Source organism: Pseudonocardia sp. Cha107L01 (assembly GCF_052566575.1).
This window is the reverse complement of record NZ_CP199579.1, coordinates 5414982-5436404: the sequence shown is the minus strand read 5'-3', so window position 1 is coordinate 5436404 and position 21423 is coordinate 5414982. Positions and strand designations below refer to the sequence as shown.

The 21423-nt window shown below is 70.9% G+C and carries 24 protein-coding genes; 9 read left to right on the top strand and 15 right to left on the bottom strand.

All coding sequences use genetic code 11. From position 1 onward, the window contains the following. Nucleotides 1-33: 33 nt before the first annotated feature. Nucleotides 34-1443: an APC family permease gene (locus ACTXG6_RS25460; protein WP_445181894.1), complete on the bottom strand. Its 1410-nt coding sequence runs from the start codon at nt 1441-1443 to the stop codon at nt 34-36. Nucleotides 1444-1559: 116 nt separating this feature from the next. On the opposite strand from ACTXG6_RS25460, the gene ACTXG6_RS25455 reads away from it, so the two are divergent. Beyond that, nucleotides 1560-2189 (top strand): TetR/AcrR family transcriptional regulator, encoded by a 630-nt coding sequence (locus ACTXG6_RS25455; protein WP_445181893.1) that lies wholly within the window; start codon nt 1560-1562, stop codon nt 2187-2189. Then, nucleotides 2186-3316, top strand: a complete 1131-nt coding sequence (locus tag ACTXG6_RS25450; protein WP_445181892.1) for a DmpA family aminopeptidase — start codon at nt 2186-2188, stop codon at nt 3314-3316. The genes ACTXG6_RS25455 and ACTXG6_RS25450 overlap by 4 nt, the downstream gene beginning before the upstream one ends. Before the next feature lie 42 nt (nt 3317-3358). Here the strand turns inward: ACTXG6_RS25450 and ACTXG6_RS25445 are convergent, their stop codons facing one another. The 11 genes from ACTXG6_RS25445 to ACTXG6_RS25395 form a co-directional block, all read right to left on the bottom strand. After that, nucleotides 3359-4021 carry a peroxiredoxin-like family protein gene (locus tag ACTXG6_RS25445; protein WP_445181891.1) on the bottom strand — a complete coding sequence of 221 codons (663 nt, stop codon included), beginning with the start codon at nt 4019-4021 and terminating at the stop codon, nt 3359-3361. Nucleotides 4022-4241: 220 nt separating this feature from the next. Beyond that, a complete protein-coding gene (locus ACTXG6_RS25440; RefSeq protein WP_445181890.1) occupies nt 4242-4904 on the bottom strand; it encodes a TetR/AcrR family transcriptional regulator in 663 nt (220 codons plus the stop codon). Then, on the bottom strand, nt 4901-7279 hold the full coding sequence (locus tag ACTXG6_RS25435; protein ID WP_445181889.1) for a penicillin acylase family protein: 2379 nt from the start codon (nt 7277-7279) through the stop codon (nt 4901-4903). Before ACTXG6_RS25435 ends, ACTXG6_RS25440 begins: the two co-directional genes overlap by 4 nt. A 38-nt stretch (nt 7280-7317) precedes the next feature. Beyond that, nucleotides 7318-7653: a histone-like nucleoid-structuring protein Lsr2 gene (locus ACTXG6_RS25430; RefSeq protein WP_445181888.1), complete on the bottom strand. Its 336-nt coding sequence runs from the start codon at nt 7651-7653 to the stop codon at nt 7318-7320. A gap of 124 nt (nt 7654-7777) precedes the next feature. After that, nucleotides 7778-8344 (bottom strand): histone-like nucleoid-structuring protein Lsr2, encoded by a 567-nt coding sequence (locus tag ACTXG6_RS25425; protein WP_445181887.1) that lies wholly within the window; start codon nt 8342-8344, stop codon nt 7778-7780. A gap of 443 nt (nt 8345-8787) precedes the next feature. Continuing rightward, complete coding sequence (locus ACTXG6_RS25420; protein ID WP_445181886.1) at nt 8788-8937, bottom strand: hypothetical protein; 150 nt, start codon at nt 8935-8937, stop codon at nt 8788-8790. 61 nt (nt 8938-8998) lie between these two features. After that, nucleotides 8999-9496 (bottom strand): DUF6616 family protein, encoded by a 498-nt coding sequence (locus ACTXG6_RS25415; RefSeq protein WP_445181885.1) that lies wholly within the window; start codon nt 9494-9496, stop codon nt 8999-9001. 174 nt (nt 9497-9670) lie between these two features. Next, entirely contained in the window at nt 9671-10720 is a 1050-nt protein-coding gene (locus ACTXG6_RS25410) for an alpha/beta fold hydrolase (protein ID WP_445181884.1), read from the bottom strand. 11 nt (nt 10721-10731) lie between these two features. After that, entirely contained in the window at nt 10732-11004 is a 273-nt protein-coding gene (locus ACTXG6_RS25405; protein WP_445181883.1) for a hypothetical protein, read from the bottom strand. Continuing rightward, nucleotides 11001-11459, bottom strand: coding sequence for a phenylacetate--CoA ligase family protein (locus ACTXG6_RS25400; RefSeq protein WP_445181882.1), 459 nt, complete (start codon nt 11457-11459; stop codon nt 11001-11003). The genes ACTXG6_RS25405 and ACTXG6_RS25400 overlap by 4 nt, the downstream gene beginning before the upstream one ends. Further along, a complete protein-coding gene (locus tag ACTXG6_RS25395) occupies nt 11456-12679 on the bottom strand; it encodes a cytochrome P450 (RefSeq protein WP_445181881.1) in 1224 nt (407 codons plus the stop codon). The genes ACTXG6_RS25400 and ACTXG6_RS25395 overlap by 4 nt, the downstream gene beginning before the upstream one ends. Nucleotides 12680-12823: 144 nt before the next feature. Between ACTXG6_RS25395 and ACTXG6_RS25390 the strand changes: the two genes are divergently transcribed. Further along, complete coding sequence (locus ACTXG6_RS25390) at nt 12824-13048, top strand: hypothetical protein (protein ID WP_445181880.1); 225 nt, start codon at nt 12824-12826, stop codon at nt 13046-13048. Here ACTXG6_RS25390 and ACTXG6_RS25385 read toward each other — a convergent pair. Then, nucleotides 12996-14066: an aldo/keto reductase gene (locus ACTXG6_RS25385; RefSeq protein WP_445181879.1), complete on the bottom strand. Its 1071-nt coding sequence runs from the start codon at nt 14064-14066 to the stop codon at nt 12996-12998. The genes ACTXG6_RS25390 and ACTXG6_RS25385 overlap by 53 nt on opposite strands. A 57-nt stretch (nt 14067-14123) precedes the next feature. Between ACTXG6_RS25385 and ACTXG6_RS25380 the strand changes: the two genes are divergently transcribed. Then, nucleotides 14124-14840, top strand: a complete 717-nt coding sequence (locus ACTXG6_RS25380) for a TetR/AcrR family transcriptional regulator (protein WP_445181878.1) — start codon at nt 14124-14126, stop codon at nt 14838-14840. Nucleotides 14841-14867: 27 nt separating this feature from the next. Continuing rightward, nucleotides 14868-15485 (top strand): class I SAM-dependent methyltransferase, encoded by a 618-nt coding sequence (locus ACTXG6_RS25375; protein WP_445181877.1) that lies wholly within the window; start codon nt 14868-14870, stop codon nt 15483-15485. A gap of 18 nt (nt 15486-15503) precedes the next feature. Here the strand turns inward: ACTXG6_RS25375 and ACTXG6_RS25370 are convergent, their stop codons facing one another. Then, nucleotides 15504-16277: a MerR family transcriptional regulator gene (locus ACTXG6_RS25370; RefSeq protein WP_445181876.1), complete on the bottom strand. Its 774-nt coding sequence runs from the start codon at nt 16275-16277 to the stop codon at nt 15504-15506. A 63-nt stretch (nt 16278-16340) separates the two neighbouring features. Here ACTXG6_RS25370 and ACTXG6_RS25365 point away from each other — a divergent pair, with 63 nt between their 5' ends. The 3 genes from ACTXG6_RS25365 (at nt 16341) to ACTXG6_RS25355 (ending at nt 19343) form a co-directional block, all read left to right on the top strand. Continuing rightward, nucleotides 16341-17423, top strand: a complete 1083-nt coding sequence (locus tag ACTXG6_RS25365) for a ferredoxin reductase (RefSeq protein ID WP_445181875.1) — start codon at nt 16341-16343, stop codon at nt 17421-17423. Nucleotides 17424-17434: 11 nt separating this feature from the next. Beyond that, a complete protein-coding gene (locus ACTXG6_RS25360; RefSeq protein WP_445181874.1) occupies nt 17435-18634 on the top strand; it encodes a fatty acid desaturase family protein in 1200 nt (399 codons plus the stop codon). A 130-nt stretch (nt 18635-18764) separates the two neighbouring features. Then, on the top strand, nt 18765-19343 hold the full coding sequence (locus ACTXG6_RS25355; protein WP_445181873.1) for a hypothetical protein: 579 nt from the start codon (nt 18765-18767) through the stop codon (nt 19341-19343). Between the two features lie 114 nt (nt 19344-19457). On the opposite strand, the gene ACTXG6_RS25350 is transcribed toward ACTXG6_RS25355, so the two are convergent. Beyond that, a complete protein-coding gene (locus ACTXG6_RS25350; protein WP_445181872.1) occupies nt 19458-20012 on the bottom strand; it encodes a TetR/AcrR family transcriptional regulator in 555 nt (184 codons plus the stop codon). A gap of 90 nt (nt 20013-20102) precedes the next feature. Between ACTXG6_RS25350 and ACTXG6_RS25345 the strand changes: the two genes are divergently transcribed. Continuing rightward, a complete protein-coding gene (locus tag ACTXG6_RS25345; protein WP_445181871.1) occupies nt 20103-21353 on the top strand; it encodes an MFS transporter in 1251 nt (416 codons plus the stop codon). The last annotated feature ends 70 nt before the right edge of the window (nt 21354-21423 follow it).

The window sequence follows — 21423 nt, the reverse complement described above, 5'->3', positions numbered from 1 at the left end:
GGTTGCGCCGATATGACGTTTACGTAACGAGAATTAACCCGGCTCCTCGCCGCGCAGCACCCAGTCACCGCGCCGCCGCAGCCACAGCAGGTAGTACCCGGCGGCGATCACGAGGACGACGGCGGTGACGATCAGACTGGGCCGGCCGACGAGCGGGTCCACGGCACTGGCATAGATCACGTAGGCCAGCGCGAGCAGCGCCACGACCGGCGGCAGCGGGAAGAGCGGCATCCGGTAGGCGCCGTGCGCGGTCGTGCCGTTGCGCCGGCCGTTGAGCGCGGCCAGGCAGAGTCCCAGGTAGACCACCACCAGCGAGGTCCCGGTGAGCACGATCAGCAGGTCCTCGCTGACGAAGCACACTCCCGCCGAGATCACCCCCGCGATCAGCGTCGCCACCCAGGGCGTGCCGAACCGAGGGTGCAGCGCCTCGAGCGCCCTGCTCACCGGTAGCGGCCACGCCTCGTCCCTGCCGGTGCTGAACAACAGCCGCGCGCTCAGCAGCATGATCGCGAGCACCGCGTTGATGATCGCCACCGCGACCGCGAGGCTGAGCACGGTGTTCAGCGGCCCGCCGCCGAGCTCGGTGATCACGTAGGCCAGCATGTTCGGCGCGTTGAACAGCGCCGGCAGACTGGGCGCGCCGAGCAGCACGGCGGTGACCGGGACCAGCTCCGCGACAACGGTGACCACCAGCGCCCACAGGATGGTGCGAGCGATGTTGCGGCCCGGGTCCACCGTCTCCTCACCGAAGTAGACCGCGCTGCCGTAACCGTTGTAGGCGAAGATCGCGACGGCCGTCGCGGTGGCGATGACGGCGAACGTGGCGGGCTGCGTCCCGCCGCCGGTGCCGACGACCGGGTGCACGAGGAGATCGGCGAGCGAGCGCTGCGCGTGTACAAAACCCAGCACGCTGAGCACCACCAGGGCCAGCATCTCGATGGCCAGGAAGATGCCGGTCAGCACCGCGTTGACCTTGATGTCGAGGATCGCGAACGCGGCGGCGAGCAGGCACACCACGGCGGCGATCCACTGTCCCGGCAGGCCGGGGAAGACGACCTCGAGGTAGGTGCCGACGCCGAGGGCGATCACCGCCAGGATCAGCAGCTGGGTCACCAGCACCAGTAGCAGCACCATGAATCCCGGCAGCCGCCCCAGGGTGCGGCCGACGATCGCGTACTCGCCGCCGGTCAGCGGGAACGCCGAGGACAGTTCGGCGTAGACGAACGCCATGAACACACCGACCACGGCGGCCGCGAGAAAGCTCAGGAGCGCGCCGGTGCCGGCGGCACCGATCACCCCCGGGGCGATGATGAACACCGAGGACGCCGGCGTGACCGCGGAGAGCGTGATCAGCAGCGTGCCCAGCACCATCAGACCACGGTGCAACCGGGGCCGCGCGGCCGGCGAGGTGACATTCTCGGAGACGTCGTCATGAGCGGCCATCGGGGCTCCCTGGCTAGTTCTTCGAACGACCATTGAAGAACTGGGCTCCGCTTAAAGTCAATACTGCCTGCGCAAACAGTTGCATTCATCGATTCCTGTTAGACATACTCCCTGGCGTGGCGCGGCCCAAACGACAGCACGAGCGGCGTGCTCAGCTCGTCGAGATCGCCCGGCAGCTGGTGGTGGAGCGGGGCGTGGTGGCGCTGCGGCTCACCGACGTGGCCAAGCGCGCGGGTCTGTCACCCGCCTCGGTGCTCTACTACTTCTCCGCACTGAGCGAGCTGCTCAAGGAGGTGCAGGACCAGGCCGTCGAGCGGTTCTGCTCGGCCCGCGCCGAGGTGGCGCGGCAGGAGAAGGATCCGCGCCGGCGGCTGGTCGCCATGATCCGCAGCGGCCTGCCGACCGGCCAGGACGACGAGCTGTGCCGCCTGCTCTACGAGCTCGGCACGGTGGCCCGGCGCGATCCGGCGTACGCGGCCCGATACCTCGACCTCTACCAGCGCCAGGTCGCGCTCTACCTGGGCATTCTGGAGGCCGGCTCCGCACTGGGGGTGTTCGACCTGGCCAGCGACAGCGAGACGATCGCGCGCAACCTCGTGGTCCTCGAGGACGGCTACGGCCTGCACATGCTGATGGCGGTGGCCACCTTCGACGTGCCTACCGCCGAGCGCCTGCTGCTCAGCTACGCCGCCACCGCCACCCGCTGCGACCTCGACCAGGTGTTGAGCCCGGAGCCAACCCCGTGACCGGCCGGCCGAGGGCCCGCGAGCTCGGCGTCCCCTTCGACGGCGTGCCCGGTCCACTGAACGCGCTGACCGACGTAGCCGGCGTCGAGGTCGGGTACGTGACACTGGTGGAGGGCGAGGGCGCGCTGCGCACCGGCCACGGCCCGGTGCGTACCGGGGTCACCGCCATCCTGCCCCGCGGCCGCGCCGGGATCGACGTGCCGTGCGCCGCCGGCTACTTCTCGCTCAACGGCAACGGCGAGATGACCGGAACGGCGTGGCTCGAGGAGACCGGGTCACTTACCCTGCCGGTGCTGCTCAGCAACACGCACGCCATCGGACCCTGCCACCGGGGAGTGATCGACTGGGTCGTCGAGCACCGGCCCGAGGTCGCGGCCGGCTGGCTGTTGCCGGTGGTCGCCGAGACCTGGGACGGCTACCTCAACGACATCAACGGCTCCCATGTGCGGCCCGAACACGCGGGGCGGGCCATCGACGCCGCCGCCGGTGGCCCCGTCGCGGAGGGCGCGGTCGGCGGCGGCACCGGGATGACCTGCTACTCGTTCAAGGGTGGCTGCGGCACCGCATCGCGGCGGGTGCCGTACGGGCCGGACAGCTACACCGTCGGCGCCTTCGTGCAGGCCAACTTCGGCGCCCGCGCCGAGCTCACGGTCGCCGGTGTGCCGGTCGGCCGCCGGCTCGCCGAGGACAACCGCCAGGAGAGCTCCGACTGGCTCGCACCGCCGGGCTCGGGCTCGGTGATCGCGGTGGTGGCCACCGACGCGCCGCTGCTGCCCGGCCAGTGCACGGCGCTGGCCCGGCGGGTCCCGCTGGGGCTGGCACGGACCGGTACCGCCGGCTCGCATTTCTCCGGCGACCTCTTCCTCGCCTTCTCCACCGCCAACCCAGGCGCTCTGACCAGCACCTTCCCCACGACCGCACCGGAGGCGGACGCGTACGAGACGCTGCGTTTCATCCCCTGGGGTCGGCTGGACGCGTTCTACACGGCGGTGGTGCGAGCCGTCGAGGAGGCCGTGGTCAACGCGCTGGTCGCCGGCGAGACCATGATCGGGCGCGACGGCCACCGCTCCCCCGGCCTGCCGCATGACGCGCTGTCGGCGCTGCTCGACGGGCACCGGGCCCGGTAGCCGCCCACCGCCGGGCCATCGCTGCCCGCCGACCCCGCCCGGTCAGAGCGCGGCGACCGCGGCCAGGATCTCGGCCGGTTCGGAGCGGGTGGCGTAGTTGGGGTGCACGTCGATCCACCGGATCGTGCCCCCGGCGTCGACGAGCACCGCCGTCGGCATCGGCAGGGTGTCGGTGCCGTCGGCGTTCAAGCCGGCCACATCGACCCCCAGCGCGGCCTGTGACCCGCGGGCGGCGTCGGTCGGGGCAGTGAGAATGCCCAGCTGGCCGGCAACCTGGTTACCCGGGTCGGACACGACGGTGTAGGTCAACTCGTTGGTCTCCCGCATGGACAGCGAACCGTCCGGCTTCTGCGGGCTGACCGCGACCAGCGCGATGCCGAGGGCGGACAGCTCCGGCACGAGTTGTTGCTGGTAAGCACGCAGCGCGAGGTTGCAGTACGGGCACCACGCACCGCGGTAGAACACCACCACCGCGGCCCGCCCAGCCCTGGCCAGCGCCAGCGTGGTCGGCTCGCCGCGCACGTCGAGCAGCTTCCCGTCCGGCATCGGGGCGCCGGGCGTCGGGATGCCGGCCGGGAGGCCGCCGGCGTCGAGGTCGGCCCGCTCCCGCGCGAACGGCGCGAGCACCTCGGCGGGGGCCCGCGCGGCGAGGCCTTCGGTCAAGGTGGCGACCTGCTCGGCGATGGTCGGTGCACTGGTGGTCACGGAGTGCCTTTCGATCGTGGTGGCCGGCGGTCCGCCGAAGCGCTTACCGCTCGGCGCGGCGGTTTGACCGTGTCGAACTTACTGGAGCGTTTCCTCCAGTTAGACTCTGTCAGGCATGTTCTGGAGCGTCAACTCCAAACCTGAGATTGTTGCGGCCTGTGAGTGGCGATGGTCGCCTTCGCGACCACCGCCACGCACAGGGCCAGCGGTGCCAGGTCGCCTATCGCGCGATCGACGCCTCGTCGACCCGGTCGCGGAGCGGCATGAAGGACGCGACGTGGTCCAACATCGCGTCCAGCCCCGTCTCCAGCGCGACGGTGTCCCGGCGGATCTGGGTGAGCAGCAGCCCACCCTGCAGCGTGGTCAGGATGGCCAGGCCGAGCTGGTCAGGGTCCGCGTCGCGGCTCAGATCGCCGCGATCGCGCATGGCGTGCAGGCCCGCGCGGATGGCCCCGGCCCACCGTTCGAAGCCGGCGGCGACATCGGCCCGCGCCTCGTCGTCGGCCTCCGCCAGCTCACTGCCCAGCGAACCGATCGGGCAGCCGCCCGCACAGTGGTGCCGGTGCTGCAGGTCGACGACGAAGTTGCGCCACTCGCGCAGCCCGTCCAGGGTGTCCAGTCGGCTGAGCAGCGGCTGCTGTCCTTCGAGCACCGCGTCGGTCTGGTGCGCGATGACCGCCCGCACCAGGGCCTTCTTGTCGCGGAAGTAGTGGTAGATCTGCGACGTGCTGACGCCGGCCGCCGCCTGCACGTCGTCAGTGCTGGTGCCGGCCACACCGCGCTCGTACACCAGACCCGAGGCCGCGGCCACGATCCGGTCGCGGGTGGCCTGGCCCTTGCGCGTGAGGCGCGAGCCGGGCGCGAGCGGGTCGTGGCCGGTCATTTGCCCAGGTTACCCGCGACCGGATCGTGGCCGCCCGGTCGACGCGCCCCCGCCGGATCTGGGGTCAGCGTGATGACCTGCTCGGCGACCTGCTCGACCCGGTCCCGCGAATACACCAGCGGGAACGCCGAACCCGACGCCCACTGCTCGAACAGGTCGACGGAATGCGGGTCGCCGAGGCGGCCGGACTGGCCCGGGGCGTTCATCGCCAGCGAGGCGTCCCAGTCACCGACGTCGATGGCGATCCGGAACGTCGACCCGGAGGTCTGCTGGTAGTCCGCGCCGTACGCGGTGCTGCCGACGGTGTCGCCGCTCCCGCCGCGGGGCACCGGCCCGGCGACCAGCTGCTCCCCCGGGACCGCGGCCAGCAGCGCCCGGAGCGGATGCGCCGCGCGCGCGACGTGCAGCCGCCCCCAGCTCCACGCCGCCCGGTCCGGCCCCATCACCTGTTCGAGCTCGGCAACCGCGGCCGGCAGGGTCGCCACCACGATGTCACGCAGGACCAGCTCCGGGTCGGCGCCGAGCCGGGTGCCCGGGTTCTCCAGCAGCTCCAGGTCGATCCGGGCGTCCGCGGACCCGTCCTCGGCGCGCCAGATCCGGCCCAGCGCCTCGGTGACCCGGTCGACCCCGACGAGCCGCTCGAGCGCCGTGCTCAGCAGCGCCGGCCGGAGATGGCGCCGGTACCAGACCTCGAACAGCGCCGCCGCCGCCGAGTCGGCGCGCAGGTCGGCGTCCCAGTCCAGCAACAGGCGCAGGCCGTCCAGCTCCGCCGGTACCGGCAGCGACGCGACGCGGGCCAGGATCCGCCGGGCCGGCACACTCACGAAGTCGCTCTGCAGCGCGACCAGATCCGCCAGGGTGGCCGCCGTCGACGCATCGAGCACCTCGTCGATCCGGTGTCGCCGGTACGGCGCATGCCAGTCGTAGGTGACGTGCCGGTCCGGCGGGAAGCCGTCCGGCAGGTTCATCTCATTCGCGGTGACCAGAAATCCGCGCTCCGGGTTGAGCTCCCCGGGCAGCTCGTCCCCGTCGTAGAAGCCGGCCCATTCGTAGCGGCCGTCCCCCGGTACCGGCAGCGTGCCGTCCCAGTTCGGTCGGATCGGCGTCAACCCGCCGGTCTTCCAGCCGATGTTGCCGGCCGGGTCGGCGTACACCTGGTTCTCCGGCGGCGAGCCCCACCGGTTCAGCGCGGCCAGGAACTCGTCCCAGTCCCGCGCCCGCATGTAGTCCATGCTGCCCAGGTACGGAGCCATGCCAGCCTCGAGCCACGCGGCCCGCACGGCGAACGCGGTGCCCCGCTGCTCGTCGGTGTAGATCACCGGCCCGTGCCGGGTGAACAGCAGCTCGACCTCGATCGGCGGCGCGTCGCGGACCGGGATCTCGGCGTGCTCGCGGCGCATCGGCTCCCACCGGTCCCGGTAGCGGTACTCGCGGGGGTTCGCCGGGTTGGTCCGGTAGACGTAGAGGTCCTCCTGGTCGATGGGGAAGATCGTCAGACCGAAGGCGATGCGCCCGTTGTGCCCGATGGAGATGCCGGGCAGCGCCGGCTCGCCGGCGCCGATGACATCGAATCCGGGCGCGGACAGGTGCGCGAGATAGCGCAGTCCGGGCAGCTCGGCGGCCGCCCGGTGCGGGTCGTTGGCCAGCATCGGTCGCCCGGTCGCGGTCCGGGGCCCGGCGACCACCCAGTTGTTGCTGCCCTCCGGCGACACTCCGGGCGGTGGCTCGGCCGGGCCGAACACCGGCGGCAGGATGGCCAGGTCGTACACCCGCAGCACGTCGTCGGGGATCAGGCTCAGGTCGAGCCCGTCCGGGACCGTCAGTTCGCGCGCCGGCTCGCGGCGGCGACGCAGCTCCTCCACCTCGGGTCGGAAGTCGCGCAGGGTCAACGCGCGGGCGACCTCCTCGCGCAGGTTGTAGAACAGACCGTGGCTACGGATCCGCGCGACGTCGGCCGGTGACCAGAACGCCGGCAGGTAGCCCAGCTCGCGGAACTCAGCCGGTAGCAGACCGGCGTCGTCCCTGGCGAGCCGCACGAATGCGTTGACCCCCTCGACGAAGGCCGTGCACGCCCGTTTGGTGTCCGACCCGTAAGCGAGCCACTCGCCGTGCAGATCGCCCCGGTACAGGAACAGCCGCGCGGCCCTGTCCCGCTCCACGTACCCGGCGCCGAAGACCTCCGCCAACTGCCCGAGCCCTCGGCGCCGCCAGAAATCGATCTGCCACAGGCGGTCCCGGGCCGCATTGAAACCCTGCGCCCGAAATGCGTCGTAGGTGCTCCGCGCGTAGATATGCGGAACGCCCCACCGGTCCACGATGATCTCCGCCGGCTCTTCGAGACCGGACAGGGCAAATTGCTGGGTAGGTAGAGCCATGCGTCTCGACCGGCGGGCGCTGGAAACGAGCTCAGTTCTCAGTTCTCGTTGTGGTAGGCATCCAGCAGATCCGCCGGAATGCGGCCGCGGTCGGAGATCTTCATGCCGCGCTTGCGAGCCCACTCGCGAATCGCCTGGTTCTGCTCGCGATCCGCCGGTGCGCGCTTCCCAGCGGCCGGACTATCGGAACGGCGCTGTCCGCCGGACCGCCGAGCCGCCGCGACATACGCTGCGAGCAAGCCGCGCAACTTATCCGCGTTGCTGTTCGACAGGTCGATCTCATAGCTCTTCCCGTCAAGGCCGAACTGGACGGTCAGGTCGGCGTTGTCACCGCTGAGATCGTCGACCAGGGAAACCGTAACCTTCTGCGCCACCTTGACAGCCTCCACACTCTCCGGTGTCCACCCGTGATGACCGATGCGGCAACGAGCTCATCCACCGCCGGGCCACATTTCAGGCCAGCTCGAATTGCACGGCCGTGTCGAATCCGGCGTGCTATCAGCCGGAGAACGACGGCAGCTTCGCCTTGTCCGCTGCCGGGCGCGTCGACTTCTTCTTCTCGGCCTTCGGCGCCGGTTCCTTGGCGGCCTCGTTGGCCGGTGCCTTGGCCGGTGCCTTCGCGGCCGTCTTCGCCGGCGCCTTCGCGGCTGCCTTCACCGGGGCCTTGGCAGAAGTCTTCGCGGGCGCCTTGGTGACCTTGGCGACCACTTTCTTGGTCGCCTGTTGGGCAGCCTCGTACGCCTCGGCAACAACCGCGGGGATTCGGCCGCGCTCGGAAACGTCGTGGCCCGCTCCGCGCGCCCATTCCCGAATCGCGTGAGCGCGCTCACGCGCCGCCGGGTCGACACTCGCGCTGGCCTGCGACCGAGAAGCGGCGCGACCCGAGCGCTGGCGCCGGCCCGCCGCGATGAACTCCGCGAGGCTGTCGCGCAGTTTCTCCGCGTTGCCGCTGTTCAGGTCGATCTCATAGCTTCGACCATCGAGTGCGAAACCCACGGTGGTGACGCCTTCGCCGACGGACCCGTCAAGATCGTCCACCATCTCAACGAAGACCTTTTGCGCCATCTAACACTCCTGCTTCTTCCGGCTGGACCCAAATGAACTGACGCCTGCCATCGGCGTCCGCCACACGCGGCAACAACAATATATACCGCAAGGTAAGCATGCCGGAGTTCGCGTCGAAACTCAAAACAGAAGCTCGATGGTGCAAGCCGGGACACCGTCTCGAAAGGTGGCCCCCGAGTCGTCGAGTCGTGGACGAGGAAGCGGTTCACCGAGGCCAGCGCGGCGGGGAGACCCTGTCGGCGCGCTTTGCCCCCCGCCGCCTTGCCCGAATATGTTCAGCTAACCCACAGCATTGCCGACGCCCGGATGGCTTGCCGGAACCATCCGTGCGCCGGCCTCGGCCTGGGGCTCGGCAACCACTCAGCCGCGTATCTCCTTGATCCAGGTGTTCACCGTCGAGCCGATTGCGTGCGGATCGTCTTCCGGAGTCCAGTGGGGCCCGGTCACCGCGACCACCTCGGCCAGGTGATCGTCGGGCGGCGGCCCTCCCCCGGGTCGGCGTACGGGCGGGCGATCTCGGCCAGTTCCGCGGCCGACAACCTGCGCAGTACCGCTTGCTGCACATTGTTGACGAAATAGTTCTCCTCCAGCACCGCACGCTCTCCCTCGGCGGTCCGGAGATAGTCGAACTCGGGCCGGACATCGGCGGCCCAGTCAGACCATTCGAACGGGGGGCATCAACGCCTCTCCGAATACGATCCCACTCACCCGATGACTATTTTTCATCGCCCAGTCGACAGCGAGGTTGGCACCCCAGTCATGTCCCACCAGGACGACCTCGTCACCGAGTTCGAGGCTATCCAGCAAAGCGCCCAACAGGTAGGAGGACATGGCGTCACGGTGCAGGAAGGCGACCGACCGGGCCGTACCCTTCGTCCAGGTAGGCCATGGTCCGCCGCGTTCGCCATGGGCACCGCGAGCGAACTCTCGCTGGGCATCTCGGTCCGGCACCAGGTACACGCAGAAAATATCGTAGGGAGCCCGGCGGTCGGTCCCCGGGTCATTGACTGCAAAGGCAATTACCTCGACGCCGCCGCGGGTCAGCTGACTCAATGATCCTGAACCGTTCCGCACGAAGCCCGCACGCTCCGCCGGCGTGGTCGCGCGCCATGCGTCGTTGTACTTGTACAGTTCGACAAAGACCTGCTGCACGAATTCTCCTCGGTCAAGTTTCACGCCTGGTTTGCCCCGCGCGGTTCGACGGGCGGGCGGGATCGGCCGGTGCCGCGATTGCGGGCCGGCGAGCGGTGTGGCGGGCGGGCCGGCTTGGACATGGCCCGGGCGGGTACCGCGGTGTGGAACCGCCGGTACCAGCGGCACGTGGGCTCAGTGCCGACCGCAGTCGGGTAGCGGACACTGCGCTGAGATGCAGCCCTCGGAGCCGGCCTCGCAGCTCATCGCGGCCACCGCGCGGCTGATCCCGGCGGCCGCCGTGCGCAGCGCACCAGCGACCCGGTCCACGTTGAGCCGGCTGGTCGGGCCGGTGATCGACAGTGCCCCGGCCAGCATGCCCCGGCTGCCGAATACCGGCACCGCCGTGCTCAGGTAGCCGAGGCGTACCTCTTCCCGCTCCACCGCGATACCCTCCAGCCGCACCCGGTCCACCTGCTTGCGCAGCAGCGCGACCGACATCGTGGTGTGCCGGGTCAGCGCGGTGAAGCCCTCCTTGACGACGTCGTCGAACAGCGCGGCCGGGGAGTACGCGAGGATCACCTTGCCGGTCGCGGTGCTGTGCAGCGGCAGCCGCCCGGCCACCCTGGACTGTTCGCGCAGCCCGCAGTGACCGATGATCTTCTCGATGTAGAGGACGTCCAGCCCCTCCCTGATCGCGAAGTGCACCGTCTCCTGGGTGGCCATCAACAGGTCCTCCATGAACGGCAGCGCTGCCTGGCGCAGGATCCGTTGGCGGGGTACCAGCTGGCCGAGCTCGAACCGCCGCAGGCCAAGGTGGTAACGGGTGCCGCTGCGCTCCAGCAACCCCCACTCGGTGAGCTCCCGCGTCGACATACGGGTGGCGGACAGCACGAGGCGGCCCACCCGCTCCGGTGCGGCGGCGGCCACCTCGACCGCGATCACCCCGCCGGTGTGGTGGCCCACCAGGTCGAACCCGGTCAGGCCCAGTGCGTCGGCGGCGGCGAGCACCCCGGCGGCGAACAGCTCGACCGTCCACGGCTCGTCCGGGCGGGCCGAGTCACCGAAGCCCAGCGTGTCCAGCGCGATGGCGCGGCGGTGCGCCCCGAGCAACGGCAGCACGTCCCGGTACTCGTCCCAGGACCGCGGCGTCTGGTGCAGCAGGAGCACCGGGTCGCCGCTGCCGTGCTCGGCGAGGTGCACCTGCCCGTACCGGGTGTCCACAAATCGGCGTCGGACGGCCATCGGCCCGCTCCTCACGGCTCGCGGTGGTCGAACACCCGCTGGGTCTTACGTTCGGTGCGGGGCAGTGAGCCGTACCGGACCAGCTCCACGCCCACCCGCAGGCCGATCGCGGCGCGCAACCGCGCGGCCAGCTCGTCGACCAACCCGGGCCGCTCCGCGCCCTCGACCCGCACGGTCACCTCGTCGCGGCCGCCTTCAACGCGGTCGAGGTGGACCTGGAACTCCGGCCCGCACTCCCCCAACGCCTCGAGCACCCCGTCCACCTGGGCCGGCAGGAAGATCACCCCGCGCACCTTGACCTGGTCGTCGGAGCGCCCGACCAACCGGCCGATCCTCGGGTGCGGTCTGCCGCACGCGCACGGCTCCGGATGCTGAACGTGAGGTCACGGGTGCGGTAGCGCACGAGTGGCAGGGCCTGTTTGGTCAGCGTGGTGACCACCGCCTCGCCGAGGGTGCCCGGCGGCACCGGCGTGAGCGTCTCCGGGTCGAGGATCTCCACGTGGAAGTGGTCGCTCCACACGTGGATGCCGTCGTGGCGGGCGCACTCGATGCCGGTGCCGGGCCCCCAGAGCTCGGTCAGCCCGTAGATGTCGAAGGTCTCGATGCCCAGCAGGTCCTCGGCCGCGTCGACCCGCTCCGGGACGACTCCGGCCGCGTCCAGCTTGGCGCGCAGCATCGGCGAACCGGCGTAGCCGCGCTCCAGGGTGGCGCGCAGCGGCGCCGGGTCGACGGCCGTCACGGCTGTACCAGCAGCCGGGTGGGTCCCCGGAAGTCCAGCGTCGGCTGCCACTCGAGGTGTTCCTCGGCCAGCCGCGCCGCCGGGTACCTGTCGAGCACCCTGGGCAGCACGACCCGCATCTCGGCCCTGGCCAGCGCCGCGCCCAGGCAGTAGTGCGCCCCCTGGGCGAAGCCGACGTGCGGACCGTCGGTCCGGGTGATGTCGAAGCGGTCCGGGTCCGGGAAGGTGTCCGGGTCGCGGTTGGCCGCCCCGATCATCGCGATCAGCGATTGGCCGGCCCGCAGCGGCACCCCGCGCAGCTCACGGTCCTCCTCCGCGATCCGGGCGGCGATCTGCACCGGCCCCTCGAACCGGATGGACTCCTCGATCGCGCCGTCCAGCAGCTCCGGCTCCGCGCGCAGGAGTTTAAGCTGGTCAGGATGGCGCAGCAGGGTGAGCAGCGCGTTGCTGAGCATGTTCGTGGCGGTCTCGTGGCCGGCGGTCATCAGGAACAGTGCGTTGGCGTACAGCTCGTCCAGGCTGAGCCGCTCGCCGTCCTCCGACGCCGCGATCATCGCGCTGAGCAGGTCCGGCCCGGGCTCGCGCCGGCGTTGTTCGACCAGCCTGGCCATCAGCTCGCGCATCCGCGCCATGCTCGCGTTCGCCCGTCTGGCCAGCTCGGGGGTGAGGGTGCCCGAACCGACCACGAGCACGATGTCCAGCGCCCAGGCCCGAAAGGCCGCCCGGTCCGCCGCCGGGATGCCGAGCAGCGCGGCGACCACCATCGCCGGCAGGGGGTAGGTCAGGTCCCGGTGCAGGTCGAGCACCCCGGACCCGTCGCCGGTCAGCTCGTCGAGCAGCTCGTCGGCCACCCGCTCGATCATCGGCCGGGCCAGCTCCACCGTGCGCGGGGTGAAAGCCTGGGTCAGCAGGCGGCGCAACCGCCGGTGATCGGGCTGGTCGTTGAACACCACGATGTCGCGCAGTGTCTGCTCGAGCAGCCCGGTCTCGGCCCGCACCGGTGCCGGCAGCGGCCGCAGGATCGCCGCCACCCGGTCGGAGCTCAACGACGGGTCCTGTAGCGCGGCCCGCACATCGTCGTAACGGAACAGGAACCGTCCGGTCGGCGCACCGGCGTCGGCGGCGGCCCGGATCTCCCGGTAGATCGAGTACGGGTCGGTGAGCCCCGCCGGCTCCAACAACCGCCGTACCACCTGGCCAACCGACCACGACTCGCTCATGACCAGACTCTGTGGCGCCGTGGGGCGGCGCGCAAGCCACCGGGTTCACCGAGCGAACCCGCCGGCCGACCGGCCCGATCGCGGACGCCCAGATGTGACACGTCGATTACTTCGAGTGAACAATGCCCGGCCACACTGTCAGCCATGATTACTTTCAGTGAACCCGTGCTGACCTCGGCTCAGCTGCACGCCTCGGGCATCGCCGCCCAGCTGAACCGGATCACCGAGCGGTTGGCCACCCCGGACGCCGATCCCAACCGGCTGCGCACCCAGCTGCTGCAGGCCCAGCGCGACGTGCTGGAGACCCTGCTCGAGCTCAACGCGGTGCTGGGTGGCCCGGCGATATTCCCGGCAGCAGCGGCGGGTTGAGCCGGGCGAACCCCTCCTGGCGCCGGTAGGGGAAGTACGGGTAGGGCGCCGGCCGGCCGCTGGCCGCGTCCAGTGCGGCCAGGTGCTCTGTGGACAGCTCCCAGCCGACCGCCCCGAGGTTGTCCCGCAGCTGTTCCTCGGTACGCGCCCCGATGATGACCGTCGACACGGTCGGCCGGCGCAACAGCCAGTTGATCGCGATCTGCGGCACGGTCCGGCCGGTCTCGGCCGCGACCAGCTCGAGGGCATCGACGACCTGGTAGAGGAGCTCGTCGGGCACCGGCGGGCCGAACTCGGCGGTCTCGTGCAGCCGGCTGGCCGCCGGCAGCGGCTGCCCGCGACGAATCCTGCCGGTGAGCCGGCCCCAACCGAGCGGGCTCCAGACCGCCGCGCCCACGCCCTGGTCCAGCCCGAGCGGCATCAGCTCCCACTCGTAGTCGCGCCCGACGAGTGAGTAGTAGACCTGGTGCACCACATGGCGCGGGTAGCCGTGCCGCTCCGCGACGGCCAGCGACTTCATCAGCTCCCAACCGGCGAAGTTCGACGCGCCGATGTAGCGGACCTTGCCGGCGCGCACCAGGTCGTCGAGGGTGGACAGGACCTCCTCGATCGGCGTACCGGCGTCGAAGGCGTGCAGCTGGAACAGGTCGATGTAGTCGGTGTCGAGCCGGCGCAGCGCGTCCTCGCACGCCTGGATCAGCCGCGACCGCGAGGAGCCCGCGTCGTTGGGCCCGTCGCCCATCGGCAGGCTGGTCTTGGTGGACAGGATCACCTGGTCGCGGCGGCCCTTGACGGCCTGGCCCAGTACCTCCTCCGACCCGCCGTCGGAGTAGACGTCGGCGGTGTCGAACATGGTGACGCCGGCCTCCAGGCACAGGTCCACCAGCCGGCGGGCCTCCTCGGCATCGGTATTGCCCCAGGCGCTGAACAACGGTCCCCGGCCGGCGAACGTGCCGGCGCCGAACGACAGCGCCGGCACCTTGAGCCCGGACGCGCCCAACCTTCGGTACTCCATCATGGCCTCTCGTTAACGGGTCTGTAGTTCCATTACGATGGTGCCCTAAGCTGACAGGCAATGCAACTAATGGCACTGGAGCCCCGTTATGACCCGGTCATGACCGACGACACCCTGGAACCCGGGACCGTCCGGCCCGGCGGGCGCACGGCACGGACCCGCACCGCGGTGCTGCGGGCGGCCGGCGACGCGCTGGCCGAGCACGGCATCGACCACCTGGACCTGGCCGACGTCGCCCGTCGGGCCGGGGTGGGCAAGACCACCGTCTACCGCCGCTGGGGGACCCTCACCAACCTGGTCGCCGACCTGCTCGCGGACATGGCCGAGCAGTCGCTGCCGCGCACCGAGACCGGCGCACTGCTCGACGACCTGCTCGCCAACGCCCGGCTGGTGCGGCACACCCTGGCCGATCCGCGCCAGGGTGCGCTCTTCAAGACGATGATCGCGGCGGCCACCTGCGACCCGAACACCGCCGACGCGCTGCACCGCTTCTACGCCATCCGGATCGACGAGTGGGCGCCCTGCGTGCAGCAGGCGATCGACCGGGGCGAACTACCCGGCGACACCGACGCCCACGAGGTGATCCGGGCGGTCTCCGCCCCGCTCTACTACCGGCTGCTGAACAGCGGCGAACCGCTCGACGACGCCGCCGCCGAGCAGGCCGCGCGGGCCGCGGCCTCGGCAGCCAAGGCCGGTGCCTACCGACGGCCGGTACCCAGGCCCGGCACGGTCACCCGGACCGGGTCGCCGAGCGGGACCGCCGGGCAGGTGCGATGATCCGGAACCAACCGAGGGGGTGACCGCATGGGTCTCTGGGAAGCGCACGTCGTGCCGAGGATCGTCAACGTCGCCTGCGGGATGAAGACCATCCAGCCGCTGCGGCGCCGGGTCTGCGCGGGCCTGGCCGGGGATGTACTGGAGATCGGTTTCGGCTCGGGTCTGAACATCCCGTTCTACCCGGCGACGGTCACCCGGGTGGCCGCGGTGGAGCCAGCCGACCTGGGTTGGAAGCTGGCCGCGAAGCGGCTGGCCGACACCGGTGTGCCAGTGCGGCGCTCCGGTCTGGACGGCCAGTCACTGCCCTTCGCGGACAACACCTACGACACCGCGCTGTCCACCTGGACGATGTGCACCATCCCGGACGTCGCCGCCGCGCTCACCGAGGTGCGCCGGGTCCTCAAGCCCGGTGGCACCCTGCACTTCGTCGAGCACGGCCTGGCCCCGGACGAGCCGGTGCGCCAGTGGCAGCGGCGCCTGGAGCCCGTGCAGAAGCGGCTCTTCGGCGGGTGCCACCTCGCCCGGCCGATCGCCGAGCTGATCACCGAGGCGGGCTTCACCATCGCCGAGCTCGACGTGTTCTACGAGCCCGGCGCGCCCAAGCCGTTCTCCGCGATGTCGCTCGGCACGGCGCAGGCCCACTGACCCTGTGAGCCCTCCGGGCTACTCCGCCGCGGGCTGCTCGTCCGAGCTGCTGGTGCGGACGTTGCGCACGATGTCGCGGCCGAAGGTGACGTCGAGGCGTTCGGAGACCGCGAGCTGGAGCACCGCGAGCATGGCGTCGCCGGAGACCTTGCGCAGCTGCTCGATCGTCTCGTACACCTGCGGCCACCGCTCGGACGGCCGGCCGGAGTCGTCGAACGGCCGCCACACCTCACCCAGGAACAGCTCCACGTAGATCTTGGCGATGCCGTCGGCGTGCTTGCGCAGCTGCTCGACCACGTCCAGCGAGCGGGTCAGCGGGATGCCCATCTCGACCATGGACTGTGCCACCCCCATCAGGCGGGGACTGACCTCCTCGTACTGGTCGTCACCCACCTCGCGGAGCAGGTCCAGCTTCAGGGCGCGGCGCAGCAGCCCGGCACCGTCCTCACCGAAGCGCTCGCCCAGCTCGTTGACGTGCACGATCTGGCGTTCCTCGGCGGCGAAGAGCTGGCGGACCGTACGGATGAAGTGCACGACCTGTTCGGTCGAGCCACCCGTGGTGTCCAGCAGCTTCTTGATCGTATCGAGCTTGACGCCCTCGCCCTGCAGCTCCTTGATCAGCTCGAGCCGGGCTTCGTGACCGGGGCCGTAGTACCCGGTGCGGGCCCGGACCTGCGGCGGCGGCAGCAGCCCCCGAGCCTGGTAGGCGCGGATGTTGCGCACGGTCACGCCGCTCACCCGGGCCAGCTCGTCAATGGTCCGCCACTCGACACCGTCAACTTCAGTCGACATGTGACACAACATACCACCCCACCCTCCTTGTCATGTGACATCGATCTGTGATCTCCTGATGTCATGTTCTTCCGAGTTGTCTCGCCCCGCCGCCCCAGCCGGCTGCTCGCGGCGGCCGCCTCGCTCACCACCCCCCTGCTGCCCGAGGACTTCGTCAGCCTGGTGGACCCGTTGTGGTCCACCACGGCGCTGCGCGGCCGGGTGGTCGAGGTGCGGCCCGAGACGGCGCGCGCCACGACCCTGCGGATCCGCCCGGGACGCGGCTGGACCGGTCACCGCGCCGGCCAGTACGTCCGGATCGGTGTGGACGTCAACGGCGTGCGGCACTGGCGCACCTACTCGCTGAGCGGTCCGGAGTCGCCGACCGACGGATGCCTGACGGTGACCGTGCAGGCGCAGCCGGACGGCGTCGTGTCCGGCCACCTCGCACACTCGACGCCGGTCGGCACGATCGTGCAGCTCGAACCGGCCGACGGTGACTTCGTGCTGCCCAGCGCGGTGTCCGGCCCGCTACTGATGATCACCGCAGGCAGCGGCATCACCCCGGTCATGGCCATGCTGCGCACTCTGGCGGCGCTCGGCCCGCTACCGGACCTGGTGCTGCTGCACAGTGCGCCGACCGCCGCCGAGGTGATCTTCAACGACGAACTGCGGGCACTGGCCGAACAGCATCCCTCGGCGCGGCTGGCACTGCGGCACACCACGACCGAGGGCCGGCTGGACCTGGCCGAGCTGGACACACTCTGCCCGGACTGGCGCGAGCGGGAGGCGTTCGTCTGCGGTCCGACCGGACTGCTGGACGCCGCTGCGCGGCACTGGGCGAGCCAGCCCGACCGGCTGCACCTCGAGCGCTTCACTCCCCCGCCGCGCAGTGCCGGCGGGTCGGGTGGCGCCGTCTCCTACGGCAGCGCCGACCCCGTCGAGGTGGACGGCGCCACCAGCCTTCTCGAAGCCGGCGAGGCTGCCGGTGTACTGCTGCCCAGCGGCTGCCGGATGGGCATCTGCTTCGGCTGCGTACTCCCGCTGCGCGAGGGCCAGGTCCGGGACCTGCGCACCGGTGAGGTGCACGGCGAGCCGGGCGACCTGGTGCAGACCTGCATCTCCGGCGCGAGCGGCGCTGCCCGCCTGGACACCCCCACTACCTGAGGAGCCCCACCGTGACCATCACACTGCCTGACCGGGCCACCCCGGCCCCGACCGACAAGACCACGACCGACAAGACCACGAGCAACAAGACCGCCGAGCCGAGGGTCCACCCGGTCCCGTCCACCCCGGCCCCGGAGGCGTGCGACCTCACCGCGGCGCAGGTCGAGGAGCTCGGCCGCCGGCTCGACGAGATCCGCGACCGGGTCATCGCCAGCCGAGGAGCCGACGACGCCGCCTACATCCGCCGGGTGATCAGCACCCAGCGCAAGCTGGAGATCGCCGGCCGGGCAATGCTGTTCGCCGGCATCCTGCCGCCCGCCTGGCTCGCCGGGACCACCCTGCTCTCGATCGCCAAGATCCTCGAGAACATGGAGATCGGGCACAACGTGCTGCACGGCCAGTGGGACTGGATGCGCGACCCGAAGATCCACTCCAGCACCTGGGAGTGGGACACCGTCAGCGACGCGAAGAGCTGGAAGCACTCGCACAACTACATGCACCACACCTACACCAACGTGGTCGGCAAGGACCGCGACGTGGGCTACGGCATCCTGCGGCTGTCCGAGGAGCAGCGCTGGAGGCCCTACTACCTCGGCAACCCGGTCTACAACTTCCTGCTCTCGCTGTTCTTCCAGTGGGGTGTGGCGCTGCACGACCTGGAGGTCGAGAAGGTCGCCAGCGGCGAGAAGAGCAAGAAGGACGTCTGGCAGCAGCTCAAGGGCATCGGCCGCAAGATGCGCCGCCAGTTCACCAAGGACTACCTGGTCTTCCCGGCGCTCGCGGGCCCGTTCTTCGCCCCGGTGCTGGTGGGCAACCTGACGGCCAACTTCGTGCGCAACGTGTGGTCGCACGCGGTGATCTTCTGCGGGCACTTCCCGGACGGCACCGTGCAGTTCACCGAGGAGCAGCTGGAGGGCGAGACGCGGGGCCAGTGGTACCTGCGCCAGATGCTCGGCTCGGCCAACCTGGACGGCGGTCCGCTGTTCCACCTGATGACCGGCAACCTCAGCTTCCAGATCGAGCACCACCTGTTCCCCGACCTGCCCAGCAACCGGTACTCGGAGATCGCGCCCGAGGTGCGCGAGCTGTGTGCCGAGTACGGCCTGCCGTACACCACCGGGAGCCTCGGCACCCAGTACCTGCAGGTCCTGAAGAAGATCAACCGGTTGGCCCTGCCGCCGAAGCACGTCACTCCCCGCCAGATCGGCTGACCCCTGCTCAGTAGGGCCCGGGGCCCGGGCGGTCGACACCCTCGACCGCCCGGGCCCCCGCGCTCTCGATGATCAGCGCGAAGTTCTCCCGGGTTGACGAGATCATCGGCCGACCCTGGATACTGCGGGCGTGGCAACGACCCTCGCGACCCGTGCGGTTGCCCTGTTGCGCGAAGCCGACGTCCCGCTGGAGGACGGCCTGGACAGCGACGAGTTCCGCGCGGTCCAACGCCGGTTCGGCTTCGAGTTCGGGCCCGACCACGCCGATCTGCTCCGGCTCGCGCTGCCGGTGGGTGACGGGTGGCCGGACTGGCGCCGCGACGCGGAGAGCGACCTGCGCAAACGCCTCGCCTGGCCGGTGGAGGGCGCCGTCCACGATGTGCTGCACAACGGCTTCTGGCCCGCCTCCTGGGGGCCCCGGCCACTCGATGACGAGGTCGCCGAGAAGCGGGCCCGTGAGCAACTGTCGCGGTGGCCGAAGCTGGTCCCGGTGTACGGACACCGGTACCTGCCGGCGGCTCCGTCGGTGAGCGGCGCACCGGTCCTGTCGGTGTACCAGACCGACGTCATCTACTACGGCGCCGACCTGGTCGACTACCTGCGCCGCGAGCTGCAGCTCGACCCGGCGCCCCGCGAGGAGATGAAGATCGCGCACCAGGTGCCGCGCTGGTCCGCCCTGACCTCGGCGCCGGAGAACGACGAGCTCTGACGCGGGTCAGCCTCACCATCATCCGGAGCCCACTGCGCGAGGACTACTTCGACCGGCTCGCGGACAAGGTCGTCGCCGCGATGACGGCGTAACCCGCACCGCCGCGGTCGGGGTTCAGCGCCCCCGGAACAGGTGGTCCACCAGCACCGGGACGGTGTCCTCGGTCAGTGTCCAGGGCAGGAAGATGACCCGGTAGATGATCGGGGCGACCAGGTGGTCGATGACCTCGTCGCCGGTCACCGGACTGTCCGCACCGGCGCGCCGCACCAGCATGGCCGCCTCGCCCCGCCGGTTGCGCAGGCAGTCCGACTCACTCTCGCCGGCCGAGGCGGCGCCCCCGCGCAGCAGGGCGGCGTTCACCGGCTTGCGGTAGTGCGTGATGATCCCGCGCGCCCACTCGGTCAGATCGGCCCGCAGGTCACCGCTGTCCGGGATCGTGCGCGTGGGGTCGAGCCGGTAGGTGGCAATGTCGTTGATCATCGTGGGCAGGTCACCCCAGCGGCGGTAGATGCTGGTCGGGTTCACCCCGGCCCGCTCGGCCACCATCGGGATGGTCACGCGCTCGCTGCCACGTTCCTTCACCAGCTCCTCGACGGCGTTCTTGATCGACGTCAGGACGGCCGCGCTGCGACCGCCGGTGCGCCGTGCCGGAGCTGTGTTCGAGGCCATGCTCACAGCCTAACGCAAATCCCTTTGCTTTTAGCACCCTGGCGCGTACGTTCGTTAACGCAAAGCCCTTTGCTTTAGAAGGAGCCACCGATGTCCGCAGCCGGCGCCACGTGCGAGCCCGCGATGGCCAGCCCACTCACCACCGCCGACCCGCCCCGCGCCCGCCGCACCCTGCCTCCCACGGCGGCCTTCGCCGGGGCGTCCCTCGCCTTCGCCGCCCTCTACCTCGCCGCCGGCGCCCCCACGCCGCTCCTGGTGGTGTTCGAGCGCCAGTGGGGATTCCCGTCGTCGGTGCTCACGATCGCCTTCGCGGCGTACGCGCTCGGGCTGCTCGGCGCCCTCCTGGTGGTCGGCTCACTATCGGACTATCTCGGCCGTCGCCCGGTTCTGGTGGTGTCCCTGCTGGTGGAGCTCGCGGCGATGGTCATGTTCGTGTTCGCGCCCGACATCGGGTGGGTGATCGCGGCGCGCATCGTCCAGGGCATCGCAACCGGCGCGGCCAGCAGCGCCTTCACCGCCTCGGTCGTCGAGCTCGCCCCCGAGCGGCACAAGAAGCTGGGCACCATCGTCGGCGGCATCGCACCGGCCGGCGGACTCGGCCTCGGCGCGCTGCTGACCGGCGCGGCGGTGCAGTTCACCAGGGACGCGAACCTGGTCGTGTTCGCCACCCTCGCCGCGGTCATGGTGCTGGGCACCGCCGTGACCGTCTTCTCCACCGAGACCGCGACACCCCGCCCGGGTGCCGGCCGCTCCCTCATCCCCCAGGTCTCGGTCCCGAAGGTCGCGCGCCGCGAGTTCGCCGCCGCGGTGCCCGTGCACATCGGCTCGTGGATGCTCGCCGGGCTGTTCATGGGCCTGGTGCCGACGATCATCCGGGACATCTTCCACCTCGACAGCGGCCTGCTCAACGGGGCGACCGCGTTCCTCGAGCCGGGCGCCGCGGCGCTCGCCGGCTTCTGGCTCGGGCGGCTGACACCTCGGCACACCACCCTGGTCGGCGGCGTGACCGTGCTGGCCGGCACCGCGGTCATCGTGGGTGGGGTGGCCGCCGGTGTCCTGCCGCTGGTCTGGGTCGGCGGCATCGTCGGCGGCGTCGGCTTCGGTGCCTCCTTCTCCGGCGCGCTGCGCACCATCACCCCGCTGGTCGAGCCGCACCACCGCGCCGGGCTGTTCGCGGCCATCTTCCTGGTCGCCTACCTCGCGTTCGGCATTCCCACGATCATCGCCGGCCTGCTCGTCGCCCCGATCGGCCTGGGCAGCACGGTCCTCGGCTACGGCGCTGTGATCATCGTGGCGGCCGCGGCGGGACTGCTCGCCCAGACCCGGGTCGCGGCCCGCTGACCGTGCGCCGAGATCTGCCCGTCCCGCGGCACCGGCGGATCGGGCAGGATCGGAACCGGGACACCTGACC